This is a genomic window from Niallia sp. CD-39 (assembly GCF_059874745.1).
The window spans coordinates 260181-275469 of sequence record NZ_JCBCPS010000002.1; the positions used below are offsets into that span (position 1 = coordinate 260181).

A 15289-nucleotide genomic window follows, 5' to 3' on the forward strand; every position below is an offset into this window, starting at 1 on the left:
ATGATTAACAAATGAAAAGGGGGTATAGAGATGCTATCTATGATTGTTCGGAGATTCTTCCAACTAATTATCCTTTTGCTCGGAATATCGTTTCTTGTATTTTCATCAATGTATATTGCTCCAGGCGATCCAGCCTCTATGATTGGTGGACCAACAGCCTCAGAGTCAGATCTAGAAGCAATAAGAGAAAATTTAGGGTTGAATGAGCCATTTCTAAAGCAGTATGGGAGTTATTTAGCAGGAGTCGTTCAAGGTGACTTTGGATATTCTTATCAAACCAGGCAGCCAGTAGCTGAGGCAATCGCCATACGATTCCCGAACACGTTGAAGCTTGCGATTGCGAGTATGATTGTTGCCATTGTTATTGGAATTGCGACAGGATTAATATCTGCATTACGCCATAATAGTTGGCTAGATACTGCCTCTACGACTTTTGCATTAGCGGGAATTTCAATTCCGAACTTTTGGCTAGGGGCATTGCTCATTCTTGTATTTGCAGTAAATCTTCAATGGTTTCCTGTAAGTGGGCTCACTAATCCTTGGTATACCTTTGAAGGGATGAGGGAGCTCGTGCTGCCGGCCATCACACTCGGTACCGGGGCTGCAGCAATGATTGCGAGAATGACCAGGTCTTCGATGTTAGAGGTCGTTAGGGCGGATTATGTTCGAACAGCGAGGGCTAAAGGGGTTAAAGAAACCCATGTAGTATGGATTCACACGTTGAAGAACGCAATGATTCCAGTATTAACGGTCATTGGCTTAAACTTTGGAACACTTCTTGGAGGGACCATTATTACGGAAAAAGTATTTGCAATAAATGGTGTTGGTCGATTAATGATTGATGCAATTGCTGCACGTGATTTCCCGATGGTACAAGGATCTGTACTATTAGTTGCTACATTATTTGTATTTGTAAACTTGATTGTAGATATTGTCTACACCTATGTAGATCCGCGAATTAAATATCAATAAAAGAGAGGAGGAGGACGATGGCACAGACTGCAACGCCCGAAGTGAATGTAAAACCTACTAAAGAAAGAAAAAAAGAGCGACAATTCGTAGTAATTTCAAAAAGAGTACTTAAAAACCGATTAGCCGTCATTGGTCTAATCATCATTGCATTGCAAGTTGGATTGGCTATCTTTGCACCCTTTATTACATTCTATGATCCTACTAAACAAAATTTAGCGATGAGTGAATTGCCTGTGTTTAGTGATAGTCACTGGCTTGGAACAGATAATTACGGCCGAGATGTGTGGAGTAGAGTTGTTTATGGGGCAAGAATCTCTCTTGTAGTCGGAATTGTCGCAGTTTCATTAGGGCTTATTGGAGGAGTCATTCTTGGCTTGCTTGGTGGTTATTACAAAAGATTAGATGGAATTATCATGCGCATTGTGGATTTACTCTTCTCTTTCCCTGGTATCCTTTTAGCAATGTTAATTATTGCGATCTTAGGAACAAGTTTAGTGAATGTCGCAATTGCTATAAGCATTTGGTCGATTCCGTCCTGTGCCAGAATTGTACGAGGATCGGTTTTATCCATAAAAGAAAAGGAATACATTATGGCCATGAAATCGCTAGGTGCGTCAGATATTCGCATCATGTTCAAACATATTTTACCGAACTGTTTTGCACCTATTATTGTTTTCGCAACAATGCGTATGGCAACGGCGATTCTTTCAACGGCTGCCTTAAGCTACTTAGGTTTAGGAGCTCAGCCTCCGCAACCAGAATGGGGAGCGATGATCTCGCAAGGACAAGCTTTTATGTGGAGCTCGCCTCATTTAACAATTATTCCTGGTATTGCCATCATGCTGACTGTATTCGCCTTTAACGTTGTTGGAGACGGATTAAGAGATGCAATTGATCCAAATATGGAAATAAAATAAAAAAATTAGGGGGAAATGAAAATGAAAAAAAGTAAATGGTTTCTTTTAGCGATCGTAGCAATGTTCATTCTATCAGCATGCTCCGGTGGAGGAAGCAATTCGACAGGTGGAGGAAGCGATTCTGATGAACCGATTGAATTAACCTATGCTTCATTAACAGATGCAGTTGGGTTATCACCGATTTTAACAAACGACAGTGCATCAGCAAACGTAACAGACCATGTATTTGAGAAGTTATTCGAAAGAAATGCAGAAACAATGGAGATTGAACCTAAGCTGGCGGAAGGTTATGAAAATCCAGATGAATTAACATGGATCATTACATTAAAAGAGGGAATCAAGTTCCATGACGGAACGGATTTTAATGCAGATGCTGTTAAGTATACGTTCGAAAAATTACGTGATCCAGCAACAGCTGCTCCTCGTGCTTCATTATTAGAGCCAGTAGATACGATTACTGTTTTAGACGATACGACGATTGAAATCAAAACGAAATATCCGTACGGACCATTTCTAGCATCACTATCGCATTCAAATGCTGCTATTGTAAGCCCTGAAGCCGATCAATCACAAGATTTAAACAAAGAACCTGTAGGTACTGGACCATTTAAGTTTGTAAGCTGGGTCCCTGGAGATCAAGTTGTTCTTGAAGCGAATGCAGATTATCACGGTGGAGAACCTGATGTGAAGAAATTAACGTTTAAAGTGATTCCAGATGTATCAACAGCTATTTCTATGTTACAAGCAGGTGAAGTTCAATTTATTGATAAAATTCCAGCTGAACAATTAAGCCGCTTGGAGAGCATGAACGGGGTAGATATCACAAAAGTTGAGGGTACACCTCAATATTACTTTAGCTTTAACCATTCATTAGAAGAAAACCAAGACCCCGAGTTTAGAAAAGCGGTGTTAAGTGCAATTGATCGTGAAAGCTTTATCACAAGAATGAATGGATTAGGTGTTCGTAATGATAGCGTCATTGGACCACAAGTGTTTGGCTATCAGGACGGTGCAGAGTCTAATGCAACAGCGTTTGATATCGACCTTGCAAAAGAATTAGTAGAGAAAAATGGATATGGCGATCGTGAATTAACATTGCTTGCAGCTAACCGCGGCAACTTCATCTTGATGGCTGAGGTTGTTCAAGCACAGTTAGCAGAAGCTGGATTTAATGTGAAGATTGAAACGATGGAATGGGCTGCATTCCTTGATACAGCTAGAGCAGGTGCATATGATTTAACATTCTTGAGTTGGTCTAACTTAACAGCTGATGGATCTGAATTGTTCTATCCAAACTTCCATAGTGATAATGTTGGATCTTCAAACCGTGCACAATATAGCAACGCTGCCTTTGATGAATTAGTAGATGCTTCAAGAACAACAACTGATCAAGATGAGCGTTTCAGATTATTAAATGAAGCAAATGAGCTTTTATTAAAAGAGGATGCGGTCGCAGTGATGTACCATGACGTTACGACAGCAGCTTTAGCGGATCATTTAACAGGCTTAATTTTAGAGCCAACTGGAAAGTGGAACGTATCACAAGTAACAAGAAAGTAGGGAAGAAGTATGGGAGAGACATTGCTGGAAGTCAAAAATATGGTAACAGAGTTTAGTACGGCAAACGGGCAGCTTCAAGCTGTCCGTGATGTCTCCTTCTCGATTAATAAAGGAGAGACGCTTTGTATAGTAGGTGAATCTGGTTGCGGCAAAAGCATTACTTCTCTCTCAGTTATTGGTTTGTTACCTAGTAATGGAAGAATTACGAACGGAGAAGTACTTTTTGAAGGTGATGCGATTCAAGGACTACCACAAGAGGAACTGAGGAAAATGAGAGGAAACAAAATCTCAATGATTTTCCAGGAGCCGATGACTGCACTAAACCCGGTATTAACGATCGGCTATCAAATCCGTGAGCCACTGATGATTCACCAGCGCCTTTCTAAACGAGAAGCAACATTAGCAGGAATTGAATTACTAAAGAAGGTAGGCATTCCATATCCGGAAAAAAGAATCGACCAGTATCCTCATGAATTAAGTGGAGGGATGAGGCAGCGTGTTATGATTGCGATTGCCCTATCATGTAACCCTGGTCTGCTCATTGCTGATGAGCCAACAACAGCGCTCGATGTAACGATACAGGCACAAATACTAGATTTAATGAACGATTTAAAAGAACAATACAATATGGGTGTCATGATGATTACACACGATATGGGTGTAGTTGCTGAAGTAGCTGATCGCGTCATGGTGATGTACGCAGGCAAAAAGGTGGAAGAGGGTACAGTAGAAGAAATCTTTGAATCACCAAGGCATCCATATACGATAGGGCTGTTAAACTCTGTCCCAAATGTCGATGACCCAGATTTTGAATTAGAATCAATTCCAGGCTCATTGCCTAGTCTAGATGAGGAAATTATCGGCTGCCGTTTTCATGAGCGCTGCCAGTTTGCATCAGATATTTGCCGCACGATTGAACCACCAGCATTTAGCCGTACTGCTACGCATCAAGTGAGTTGCTGGCTTGAAGAGGAGGAAAAGACAGATGACAAACACGCTTGAGAAAACACAAGAAAATGTACCAACAAAGTCAAATGTACTCCTAGAGGTTAAAGGTTTAAAAAAGTATTATCCAATTAAAGGTGGAGTATTTCAGCGTCGTCAAGGTGATGTAAAGGCAGTTGAAGATGTTTCACTTCACATTTTTGAAGGTGAATCATTAGGTGTGGTTGGAGAATCCGGCTGTGGGAAGTCTACTTTAGGTAAGGCAATCTTAGGTCTTGAGGACATTACTTCTGGTAAAGTCTTGTTTAAAGGAAATGAAATTCAAAGCTTAACGAGAAGGAAAAAGCTAGAGTTTGTTAAGCAGATGCAAATGATTTTCCAAGATCCTTTTGCATCCTTAAATCCACGTCAAAGAATTGGCCATGCTTTAGAAGAAGTATTTAGTATGCATACGAATATGTCAGCGAAAGAACGCCGGAGCACAGTGCTTGATCTACTTAAAGAAGTAGGGCTAAAAGAAGAGCATTTTGATCGCTATCCGCATGAGTTTAGTGGAGGACAGCGCCAAAGAATTGGAATCGCGCGAGCAATTGCATTAAACCCATCTTTCATCATTTGTGATGAAGCTGTATCAGCTCTTGATGTAAGTGTGCAAGCACAAGTGTTAAAGCTATTAAAAACATTACAAGCAAAGTATGATTTATCGTATTTGTTTATCTCGCATGATTTAGGCGTCGTACGCTATTTTTGTGATCGTGTCCTAGTAATGTATTTAGGGCATACCGTTGAGCTTGCTTCGGTCAAGGATTTATTTGCAAAGCCCCTTCATCCATATACACAAGCGCTATTATCTGCGATTCCAAGACCGACAGTAAATGCAAAGCGAAAAAGGGTACGATTAGAAGGAGATTTACCAAACCCGGCCAACCCTCCAAGTGGATGCCCATTTCATACAAGATGTCCAATCGCTCGCGATGTTTGTAAACAAGAGAAGCCTGAATGGAAAGAGTATGAACAGAATCATTTTGCTGCTTGTCATTTTGCAGGAGAACAGATTGTGTAAGGAAGTTCCTCCTACCTGTTAGGAGGATATTCGTTTTTACCAGAGAAAAAAGATATAATTTACTAGAATGATATAGAGAATATATATTAGAAAGAACATTTTAAGGAGGAGTTTAATATGGATTACTTAAATCACCCTTTTCCATCAAAAAGGCATACTGTTTTTTCAAAAAAAGGGATGGTAGCAACTTCTCAGCCATTAGCGGCTCAAGCAGGTTTAGAGATCTTACAAAAAGGTGGGAACGCCATTGATGCAGCGATTGCCACTGCAGCAGCGTTAACTGTTGTTGAGCCTACTTCTAACGGAATTGGTGGAGATGCCTTCGCTTTAGTATGGGTTAAGGATGAGCTACACGGTTTAAATGCTTCAGGTCCAGCGCCACAAGGGATTTCTGTAGAAGCAGTAAAAGCGAAGGGATATGACAAGATGCCAGTTCATGGAGTTATTCCAGTTACTGTCCCTGGGGTACCAGCAGCATGGGCATCATTGTCAGAACGTTTCGGCAAGTTGTCGTTAGCAGAAGCATTAAAACCTGCGATTCGATATGCGGAGGAAGGATATCCGTTAACTCCGATTCTCGGGAAGTTCTGGAAAAAAGCATATAATCGATTTAAGAAAGATTTTACATCCGAGGAATACAAAGCATGGTTTGATACATTTGCTCCGCAAGGGAAAGCTCCAGGAATAGGGGAATTGTGGAAGTCTGAAGGGCATGCAGCCACGTTAAAGTCAATAGGTGAAACAAATGCGAAAGCTTTTTATGAAGGTCATTTAGCAGATGAAATGGACGAATTCATGAAGAAACATGGTGGATTCTTATCAAAAGAGGATCTATCAAGCTATCAGCCAGAATGGGTAAAACCTGTATCGACGAATTATCGTGGCTACGATGTGTGGGAGATCCCGCCAAATGGTCAAGGAATGGTTGCCCTAATGGCACTTAATATTTTTGCACAGAAAAACTCTGCCCCACAATGGCAAGATGTTCGTACATTACATGAGCAAATAGAATCGATGAAGCTTGCATTTACAGACGGTCAGGCGTTTATTACCGAACCTGAGGATATGCCAATCTCGACAGAAGAATTATTGAGTGAGCGTTATGCGAAAAAGCGCAGTGAAGTGATTGTGGATACAGCATGTCAGCCAGAGCCACTCGACCTTCCAAAGGGTGGAACGGTTTATTTGGCAGCAGCGGATGAGGAAGGCAATATGATTTCGTATATTCAAAGCAATTATATGGGCTTTGGCTCAGGAATTGTCATTCCGAATACAGGAATCAGCCTGCAAAATAGAGGTCATGATTTTTCATTAGATGAAAAGCACCCTAATTACTTAAAGCCAGGGAAGAGAACATACCATACGATTATTCCAGGCTTTTTAACGAAGGATGGAAATGCGGTCGGTCCATTTGGTGTTATGGGAGGATATATGCAACCACAAGGGCATTTTCAAGTAGTTACAAACACAGTGGACTATTTATTGAATCCGCAAGCTGCTCTCGATATGCCTAGATGGCAGTGGATGAAAGGAAAGTCTGTTCATGTAGAACCGGAGTTCCCGAACTATCTTGTACAATCACTTGAACGTAAAGGACATGAAGTTCATGTTGCGACTGACGGAGGCAGCTTTGGGCGTGGACAAATTATTTGGAAGGATTCAAAGACTGGTGTGCTAAGTGGTGGAACTGAATCTAGAACAGATGGAGCGATCGCAGCTTGGTAACGAATCTTGCAACGAAGGATCCATCTCCAAATCCTTCACCTAAACCACAAGTTGGTTTAAAGTTACATGTAGATATTTGGATAGCCTTTTTTAGATCAGGGATGCTGGGCTTCGGTGGAGGTCCTTCTGCCATCCCGCTTGTCCATGCGGAGGTAGTGAAAAAGTATAACTGGATGAACGATGATGAATTTAGTGACATCCTCGCATTAGCAAATACGATGCCCGGTCCCATTGCAACAAAAATGGCAGGGTATATCGGCTATCGTCTTGGCGGGGTTCTTGGCTGTCTGAATGCATTGATTGCAACTGTAGTACCTACCGGGATTTTAATGGTATTACTATTGCAAATCTTACAAGCGTATAAGGATATTCCGTGGGTACAGCATATGTCAGTTTCAGTGATTCCAGTTGTTGCGGTGATGATTGCTGTGATGACATGGGATTTCGTGAAGAAATCAAGCGAGTCTTTTGGGTGGTTGAAGGCGCTCTTAATTTTAGTTGGCTCGTTGTTACTAATTGAAATGCTAGGAATCCATCCTGCCTTCCTAATTATCATAATGATTGCATTGGCCTTTCTACCTGCTAAGCAGAAGGAGGTTTCACGATGATTTATTGGCAGTTGTTTCTTGCCTTCTTTATTCCTGGGATTTTAGGGTACGGTGGTGGCCCGTCTTCTATCCCTCTTATTGAAGAAGAGGTAGTTGGTACTTACGGCTGGATGTCGTCTCAAGAATTTAGTGAGGCTCTAGCAGCAGGCAATGCATTGCCTGGTCCAATTGCGACGAAAATGGCTGCATATATCGGGTTTGCTGAAGGTGGATTTCTCGGTAGTTTTATCGCGTTATTCGCTTCCGTAGCCCCTTCTCTTATTTTAATGATTGCGTTAATGGCAATTTTGATGAAATATAAGGATACCCCACAAGTAAAAAACATCACGAAGAATGTAAGGCCAGTCATTGGTGTTTTACTTGCAGTGCTTGTCTTTGAGTTTACAAAAGAAGCAATCATTGGAATTGGTACACTTTATACAATCATTTTAGTGATTGGAAGTTATATCTTGATGGAAAGGCTAAAGGTGCACCCAGCGCTCGTAATAGTGCTTGCACTTATCGTTGGAGCTGTAACGGGCATCTTTCGCTATGGACTTAGTTAATAAGAAAACCGCAAGTGCGTGCACTTGCGGTTTTACTGTGATACGCATTAGTTCGTATCAATTGTTCCAATAATCACGAGCTTGCCTTGGTCCAGTACCTCTTCGTATTTATTCGCTTCAACTTCTGATAAGCCGAGGGACCTCATCTTAGATCGAAGCTCATCGCCACGCTTATTGAATAAATTCCCCATTGAGTTAAAAAGTCCTTGCTCCTTTAACCCTACGGATGCTGTATTTGTTGCATCAGATAAATTTTCTGATCGACTTTTATCATGTGCGAATATATAGACATGCTCCTTTTCAAACCCTTGATCATGTAATTCATTTAAAACTTCAGTCGCTTGTAATCCATTCTCGGAAACTCTAATTTTATACACTAGCTATCACCTCATATTTTCATTAGGATGTATATTCTTTATCCGTATTAGGAGAGAACAAAACCCTTGTCATCGGATTGTTAATGAAATGAAATGTCCTTGTTTTATATAAAAACACTCTAAAATTGACGATTGATTTGCTATCATAGAAAAAGTAGGGTGAAAAAGGGGTCGTTATGTTTGATAGAGTTGAACAATGATTGGGATGTTATTTTAAAAGAAGAGTTTGAGGCAGACTATTTTAAAAAACTTCTGCTATTTTTGGAAAGAGAGTATAAACAAGAAGTTATTTTCCCTCGGTGCGATGCTGTTTTTAATAGTTTACAAGCCACTTCTTATCGAAAAACGAAGGTTGTCATTTTAGGGCAAGATCCTTATCATGGAGAGGGTCAAGCGCATGGTTTTAGTTTTTCTGTTCCTGTTGGTGTGAAGATTCCACCGTCTTTAAGAAATATATTTAAAGAACTAGCTTCAGATCTCGAGCTATCAATCCCAAACCATGGTTGTTTGGAAAATTGGGCGAATCAAGGGGTGTTATTGTTAAACACGGTGTTAACGGTTCGTGCAGGCAAGGCACATTCTCATAAAAAGCAAGGTTGGGAACAGTTTACAGACGCGGTGATTCGTAGACTCAATGAAAGAGATGAACCGATTATTTTTGTACTATGGGGGAAGCCGGCAGAACAGAAACTAAGACTTATTGACGAGGGGAAGCATCTCATTATTACCTCTCCACATCCAAGCCCACTTTCTGCTAGAAGAGGTTTTTTTGGTAGCCGCCCGTTCTCAAAAATCAATGAGATACTAAGAATGCAAGGCAATAAAGAAATAGATTGGAGTCTCGACTCCATCTGACAACATTCTACATGTTTCACATGAAACGAGTCGATGGAGGTGAGAGTGATGGTCAGTGAACGAATCAACTGTATGAAATGTAAGCATTTTTTTGTGACATGGGACTCGAATTTTCCAAATGGTTGTCGTGCATTTGAATTTAAAACAAGGAAGCTGCCATCAATGGAAGTGTTCCAATCATCAGGCCAAGCCTGCCTGAAGTTTGAAAAGAAACTTAAGGTCAAACTATAATAAGGTGAATAAAAAAATCGCCTGAGGTGGAAGTAGATGCAAATCTCTGTTGAACAGTTATTGAGAAAGATAGAAAATGAATTAAACGAGGCAAAGTCATCTGCAAACGATGGGAAATTACGTGAGAATATTTATGCGATTAAAACGATCTGTGAGTTGATGCTAGATGAGCAGATGTCCTCTAATACGATGAGAACTGTTAAAGTAGAAAGTAAAGTAGGATTGCTAGAGGGCAATACACCAATTGCGAAGCCACAACGATTAGAAGTAGAAGGAGAAGCAAATGGTGAATCGCTGTTTGACTTTTAGTTGTAGAAAACAAGAAAAGAGGAAAGCTAAATGAAGATTTTTATCATTATCGGTGCAATAAGTTCGTTCTTATCTGTTGCTCTTGGAGCGTTTGGGGCACATGGATTAGAAGGAAGAGTCGAACCAAAATATTTAGAAACTTGGAAAACAGGCGTCACGTATCAAATGTTTCATTCTATTGGTCTTGTCATTGTCGGAATATTATTAGGGCAATTCCCAGCGACATCAATATTATCATGGTCAGGTTGGTTAATGCTGATTGGAATCGTTTTATTCTCAGGTAGCCTTTACGTATTAACATTAACAAAAATTAGTATTCTTGGCGCAATTACACCTTTAGGTGGATTAGCATTTCTCGGTGCTTGGGTATTGTTAGTGATTTTCGCGGTGAAGTTTTTATAATGCGCCTAAGATTGTAGACAAAGTCGATTCCCGACTTTGTCTACATGTTTTTTCAGAGTACTGATTACTAACAGAAGTAACCCTCATACTGTTTAGAAAACACTTGTCAGACTAGGCGTGCAGTAGGGTGAAGACCCGAATAGAACAAACGGTTCCTATGGACGAAAAAGAGTTCTCAAAAAGAGATAATTGAATCCTTTCAATAGAAAAGCTCCATACTTAGTCGATAATCCCCGCAGTTTGCAAGAATTCCCTAGCCACTTCTTCTGGGCTACGATTTTCAACATTTACAAGATAATTCATTTCTCTCATTTCATCATCTGTGATCTTACCCACTAATCTATTTAAAGCTGTTTCAATCTCAGGGAATTGCTCCAAAGTGTCTTCTCTCATTAATGGTGCCCCTTGATAGGGAGGGAAGAGGTTTTGGTCATCTTCTAAAACATAGAGATCGTAGACGGTAATTTCACTATCAGTAGAATAAGCATCTACTAAATTGATGTCACCAGACTCTATAGCACTGTAGCGAAGCTTTGGTTCCATTGTTACAACGTTTGGAAATTGTAAGTTGTATAACTTTTGAATACCGAGGTAACCATCCTCACGGTCAGAGAATTCGAGTGTGAATCCAGCACGAATGCTTTGTTCTACTCTAATGAGGTCAGAAATAGACCTCAGGCTGTTCTCATCAGCATAATCATTAGGAACAGCGAGTGAATATGTGTTATTAAAGTCCATAGGTTCAAGAAGAACAAGTCCGAATTCATCGTAAATTCCTTCTTTAGCCTGAGTGTACACGTCTTCACGATCTGTACTATTTGCCGTCTCATTCAAAAATTCTGAGATAACGGTACCTGTAAATTCTGGATAGATATCAATGCTATTAGAGCGTAATGCTTCGAATAAAAACGAAGTTCTTCCTAGGCCTGGTCGTAAGTCAACCTGCAAATCTGTTTCATCCTCGATTAGAATTTTGTACATATTAATTAATATCTCTGGTTCAGCCCCTAGCTTTCCAGCTATTACAATTCGTTTGTTTTGGTCATTCATTATATACGGTATAACAATGATTGCGAGTAGCAGCACCATTACTGCTGATAATGATAGTATCGACTTCTTGAAAGACAGCTTTTCAAATTTACGAAGGACCAAATCGAACAGAAGTGCGAGCATGGCAGCAGGAATCGCGCCAAGAATGATTAATGATGTATTATTACGATCAATTCCAAGGAGTATAATATCCCCTAGTCCACCAGCGCCAATCAAAGCAGCAAGTGTAGCTGTTCCAACAATCAGTACCATTGCCGTTCTAATTCCGGCCATAATAACAGGCATAGCAAGGGGCAGCTCGACTTTCATTAGTCGTTGGCGGGTATTCATTCCCATTCCTTCAGCAGCCTCAATTAATGAATGGTCAACCTCTTTAATCCCTGTATATGTATTACGTAAAATCGGTAAAAGTGCATACACAACCAACGCTATGATTGCAGGGACTTTTCCTATTCCAAGCAGTGGTATCAATAGTCCTAGAAGAGCGAGGGAAGGAATTGTTTGCAATACGGCGGTTACTCCGATAATGGATTCTGCTAGCCTCTCTTTTCGAGAAAAAAAGATTCCAAGTGGTACCGCAATCAATACGGCAAAAAAAAGTGAGATAAATGAAATCTGAATATGCTCGATTAATGCTGTAATGAGCTGGTCTTGTCGATCGATGAGGGCATTATAAAGCTGATTCATTTATCTTATCCTCCTTTTTTAATGTATCTCCTAGTTGATTTAATAAACTAGTGGCATGAATGGCGCCAATTATTGTTCCATCGTTTTCCACAAGTATGGTTGAATGAGCGGCAAGCTCCTTCATTAATTCTGCTAGTGACGTTGTAATCGGAATTGTAGGATAATCTTTTTCTATTTCTGCGAATGGTGTGACAAATTGTTCAATTGGCAGTTGTTCAAGTGAGTCATTATTCGAAATTCCAATAAAGTTTTTAACAAATTCATTTTTTGGATTTTCTATAATTTCTTTTGGAGTGCCGATCTGGATAACTTTCCCTTCATTCATAATACAAATGCGATCAGCTAGCTTAATGGCCTCTTGCATATCATGGGTAACAAAAATGGTTGTTTTTTGGATATTCTGTTGTAATTCTTTCAATTCATCCTGAAGCTTTTCCCTGCTTAAAGGATCGAGTGCGCTAAAAGGTTCATCCATTAAGATGATTTCAGGGTCTGCAGCAAGTGCGCGGATTACACCGATTCTTTGTTGCTGTCCACCTGAAAGTTCATGAGGCTTTTTATAAAGGTAAAGTTTCGGATCTAAGCCGACCATAGTGAGCAATTCATTCACTCTATTTTTAATTTTTGATTTCTCCCATTTTTTTAATTCTGGAACAATCGATATATTTTCTTCAATTGTCATATGAGGGAAAAGGGCAATTTGCTGCAATACATAGCCGATTTTCCACCTTAATTCGTTCACATCATAGTCATTGATATTATGGTCATGCAAATAAATAGCGCCTTCAGTAATCGGAATGAGCCGATTTACCATCTTGAGAGTAGTTGTTTTTCCACACCCGCTTGGCCCGATTATGACAAAAAATTCGCCTTTTTTGATTGAAAATTGGATGGAGTCAACAGCTGTTTGACCATCTTCGTATTTTTTTGTTACATGATCGAATGTAATCATTCTTATCCCCCTTTTCTACTTATATATATTTCTACTTCTTTTATGAAAATACCGCATTCTTTTACCCTTAAAAAAAGTAAATTAAACATGCATGTGTTAGATCTGTCTTCCAATTAAAAAAGAATATGATAAACTATGTGTAAGTGAATAGTTCTATGTAGAGATTGGTGCTGATTAATCAGCTTAATAAGGGAATTCGGTGTAAGTCCGAAGCTGTTTCCGCAACTGTAAATGCTGACGAAATAAGAGGATAAACCACTGTTCAAAGGTGAACGGGAAGGTTCTTAGAGTAGAATGAAGCATAAGCCAGGATATCTGCCAACTCTTAAACGTATGATGCTCTTCGGAAGTTAAGGGGATTTTACGGTGGCGTATTTTTCTACTTACATATGTAATGGACAATCGTAACCGACCCGTTTATGGTCGGTTTTTTCTATGTAAAAGACTACTTTGTGCATACCTATGTTTTCATTCCCCCGTGATTTATTCCCATTAAGCTCTCTCTACATACATTCACCATAGAATCAAAATGAATAGAGGTGAAAGATTGAAAAAAGATGCACGATATTTATGCTACCCGTATATGCGTGAATCTGCTTCTACGGTCGATTTTGAAATCCGAACAGATTCGATGACTGTTCGAATTGGAGAAGCGATGGCCCTAACAATGGATGTACCTAAAGTATATGATCATTTAAGGGAACTACTCCCATTTGCTTATCATGTGAACGGGTCTGTAAGAGGGAAGCTGGCTATTTCAGATGAAGACCTTGCCCGTTTGAGCGCGATTTATGATGAATATGTTGCTGAAGTTGCAGAATCCATTCAAACATTTGTGCTCCCGCAAGGAACACACGGTGCATGTGTATTACATACTTGTCGTAGTGAAGCGAAAAAATCAGTACGAGCCTTGCATAAAGTTAGCTTAGAAAGAGAAGTACCATCTATTCTATTTGATTACACTCATCTTTTAGCGAATGTGTTTTTTGTAATGGCTGTTTATGTGAATAAAGTAGCCGGAGTTGAAGAGATACCATTCGTGAGTAAATCCTATCCAGTCAGAACCTTAAAAAAGAAAGGAAAGAATGCAGAATGAAACATAATTACCGTTGGTTACTATCGATAATTTTAGTTGTATTTTTAGCCGCTTGTCAAAGCAATGATCAATCTGAACCTGCTCCAAACACATCACCATCTGAAGAGGAAGTTACAAGCTATACCGTTACAGATGATCGCGGAGAAGACATTACATTTGAAGAAGTACCTGAATCAATTGTCTCATTGCAACCGAGTAATACAGAAATTCTGTTTGCATTAGGTGTAGGTGATCTAATTATCGGTGCAACAGACTATGATAATTATCCAGAGGAAGCTCTAGAAATCGAGAGAGTTTCAGATTCATTTAATATCAATGTTGAACAAATCATTGCGCTAAATCCAGATGTGGTTTTTGCTTATACTATTGGGGATGAGAACGCCCTTAAACCTCTTGAGGATGCGGGAATTAACGTATTTGTCATCGGTTCTGCTTTGAATTTTGAAGATGTATATGGAGACATCATTCAAATGGCTGAAGTAATGAATGTGAAGGAGAAAGGGGAAGAAATAGTCACTGGAATTAAAGACCAAGTTGCAGAAGTACAAGAAAAAGTAGCTAGTGTTGAAGAGAAACGCCAAGTTTATTTTGAAATTAGTCCAGCTCCTGAAATCTACACAGCTGGTCAAAATACATTCCAGCAAGTGATAATGGATCTAGCAGGCGTTGAGAACGTATTCGCAGATCAACAAGGCTGGCCAGCCATTTCTGAAGAAGAGATTATTAATCGAAATCCTAATATGATAGCGACTACAGTAATGTACGTTGAAGATCCAATTGGTGAGATCAAATCTCGAGCAGGCTGGGATGTTCTAGAAGCGGTTCATTCGAATGAAGTTTACTATCTTGATAGCGACGTAATGTCTCGCCCAGGACCACGTATCGGTGAAGCGGTTGAGTTATTCGCAAAAACTGCGTATCCAGACCTATTTCAATAAAATGAAAAGCATGCCTGAAAATGTCTACAGTTTTTTAAGAGGTACTTTATTCATTTG

The 15289-nt window shown here is 39.8% G+C and carries 16 protein-coding genes and 1 riboswitch; of the genes, 13 read left to right on the top strand and 3 right to left on the bottom strand.

Going from position 1 to position 15289, the window contains the following annotated elements; all coding sequences use genetic code 11:
* The first annotated feature begins 30 nt into the window (after positions 1-30).
* The 8 genes from nikB to AC6F34_RS07635 all read left to right on the top strand — a co-directional run bounded on the left by nikB (position 31) and on the right by AC6F34_RS07635 (position 8335).
* Positions 31-972, top strand: a complete 942-nt coding sequence (nikB, locus tag AC6F34_RS07600; RefSeq protein WP_500770655.1) for a nickel ABC transporter permease — start codon at positions 31-33, stop codon at positions 970-972.
* A 17-nt stretch (positions 973-989) separates the two neighbouring features.
* Positions 990-1889, top strand: coding sequence for an ABC transporter permease (locus tag AC6F34_RS07605; RefSeq protein WP_500770657.1), 900 nt, complete (start codon positions 990-992; stop codon positions 1887-1889).
* A gap of 21 nt (positions 1890-1910) precedes the next feature.
* A complete protein-coding gene (locus AC6F34_RS07610) occupies positions 1911-3449 on the top strand; it encodes an ABC transporter substrate-binding protein (RefSeq protein ID WP_500770659.1) in 1539 nt (512 codons plus the stop codon).
* A gap of 9 nt (positions 3450-3458) precedes the next feature.
* The gene (locus AC6F34_RS07615) at positions 3459-4451 is read left to right on the top strand and encodes an ABC transporter ATP-binding protein (RefSeq protein ID WP_500770661.1); all 993 of its coding nucleotides are present in this window, start codon (positions 3459-3461) and stop codon (positions 4449-4451) included.
* Positions 4435-5457, top strand: coding sequence for an ABC transporter ATP-binding protein (locus AC6F34_RS07620; protein WP_500770663.1), 1023 nt, complete (start codon positions 4435-4437; stop codon positions 5455-5457). Before AC6F34_RS07615 ends, AC6F34_RS07620 begins: the two co-directional genes overlap by 17 nt.
* 117 nt (positions 5458-5574) lie before the next feature.
* A complete protein-coding gene (locus tag AC6F34_RS07625) occupies positions 5575-7182 on the top strand; it encodes a gamma-glutamyltransferase family protein (protein ID WP_500770665.1) in 1608 nt (535 codons plus the stop codon).
* A gap of 74 nt (positions 7183-7256) precedes the next feature.
* Entirely contained in the window at positions 7257-7790 is a 534-nt protein-coding gene (locus AC6F34_RS07630) for a chromate transporter (RefSeq protein ID WP_500770973.1), read from the top strand.
* On the top strand, positions 7787-8335 hold the full coding sequence (locus AC6F34_RS07635; protein ID WP_500770667.1) for a chromate transporter: 549 nt from the start codon (positions 7787-7789) through the stop codon (positions 8333-8335). The genes AC6F34_RS07630 and AC6F34_RS07635 overlap by 4 nt, the downstream gene beginning before the upstream one ends.
* Before the next feature lie 47 nt (positions 8336-8382).
* On the opposite strand, the gene AC6F34_RS07640 is transcribed toward AC6F34_RS07635, so the two are convergent.
* Positions 8383-8712 carry a YflT domain-containing protein gene (locus AC6F34_RS07640; protein ID WP_500770669.1) on the bottom strand — a complete coding sequence of 110 codons (330 nt, stop codon included), beginning with the start codon at positions 8710-8712 and terminating at the stop codon, positions 8383-8385.
* 180 nt (positions 8713-8892) lie between these two features.
* On the opposite strand from AC6F34_RS07640, the gene AC6F34_RS07645 reads away from it, so the two are divergent.
* The 3 genes from AC6F34_RS07645 (at position 8893) to AC6F34_RS07655 (ending at position 10509) form a co-directional block, all read left to right on the top strand.
* Positions 8893-9567, top strand: a complete 675-nt coding sequence (locus AC6F34_RS07645; RefSeq protein WP_500770671.1) for a uracil-DNA glycosylase — start codon at positions 8893-8895, stop codon at positions 9565-9567.
* A gap of 267 nt (positions 9568-9834) precedes the next feature.
* Positions 9835-10107: a YwdI family protein gene (locus AC6F34_RS07650; RefSeq protein ID WP_500770673.1), complete on the top strand. Its 273-nt coding sequence runs from the start codon at positions 9835-9837 to the stop codon at positions 10105-10107.
* 30 nt (positions 10108-10137) lie between these two features.
* Complete coding sequence (locus tag AC6F34_RS07655; protein ID WP_500770674.1) at positions 10138-10509, top strand: DUF423 domain-containing protein; 372 nt, start codon at positions 10138-10140, stop codon at positions 10507-10509.
* A gap of 219 nt (positions 10510-10728) precedes the next feature.
* Here AC6F34_RS07655 and opuFB read toward each other — a convergent pair whose 3' ends face one another.
* Together opuFB and AC6F34_RS07665 are read right to left on the bottom strand one after the other, a co-directional pair.
* Positions 10729-12246, bottom strand: a complete 1518-nt coding sequence (gene opuFB / locus AC6F34_RS07660) for an osmoprotectant update ABC transporter permease/substrate-binding subunit OpuFB (RefSeq protein ID WP_500770676.1) — start codon at positions 12244-12246, stop codon at positions 10729-10731.
* A complete protein-coding gene (locus AC6F34_RS07665; protein ID WP_500770678.1) occupies positions 12230-13198 on the bottom strand; it encodes an ABC transporter ATP-binding protein in 969 nt (322 codons plus the stop codon). The genes opuFB and AC6F34_RS07665 overlap by 17 nt, the downstream gene beginning before the upstream one ends.
* 148 nt (positions 13199-13346) lie before the next feature.
* Positions 13347-13535, top strand: a riboswitch (cobalamin riboswitch).
* Positions 13536-13745: 210 nt separating this feature from the next.
* On the opposite strand from AC6F34_RS07665, the gene AC6F34_RS07670 reads away from it, so the two are divergent.
* Positions 13746-14294, top strand: a complete 549-nt coding sequence (locus AC6F34_RS07670) for a cobalamin adenosyltransferase family protein (RefSeq protein ID WP_500770680.1) — start codon at positions 13746-13748, stop codon at positions 14292-14294.
* Entirely contained in the window at positions 14291-15232 is a 942-nt protein-coding gene (locus tag AC6F34_RS07675; protein WP_500770682.1) for an ABC transporter substrate-binding protein, read from the top strand. The genes AC6F34_RS07670 and AC6F34_RS07675 overlap by 4 nt, the downstream gene beginning before the upstream one ends.
* Positions 15233-15289 lie beyond the last annotated feature (57 nt).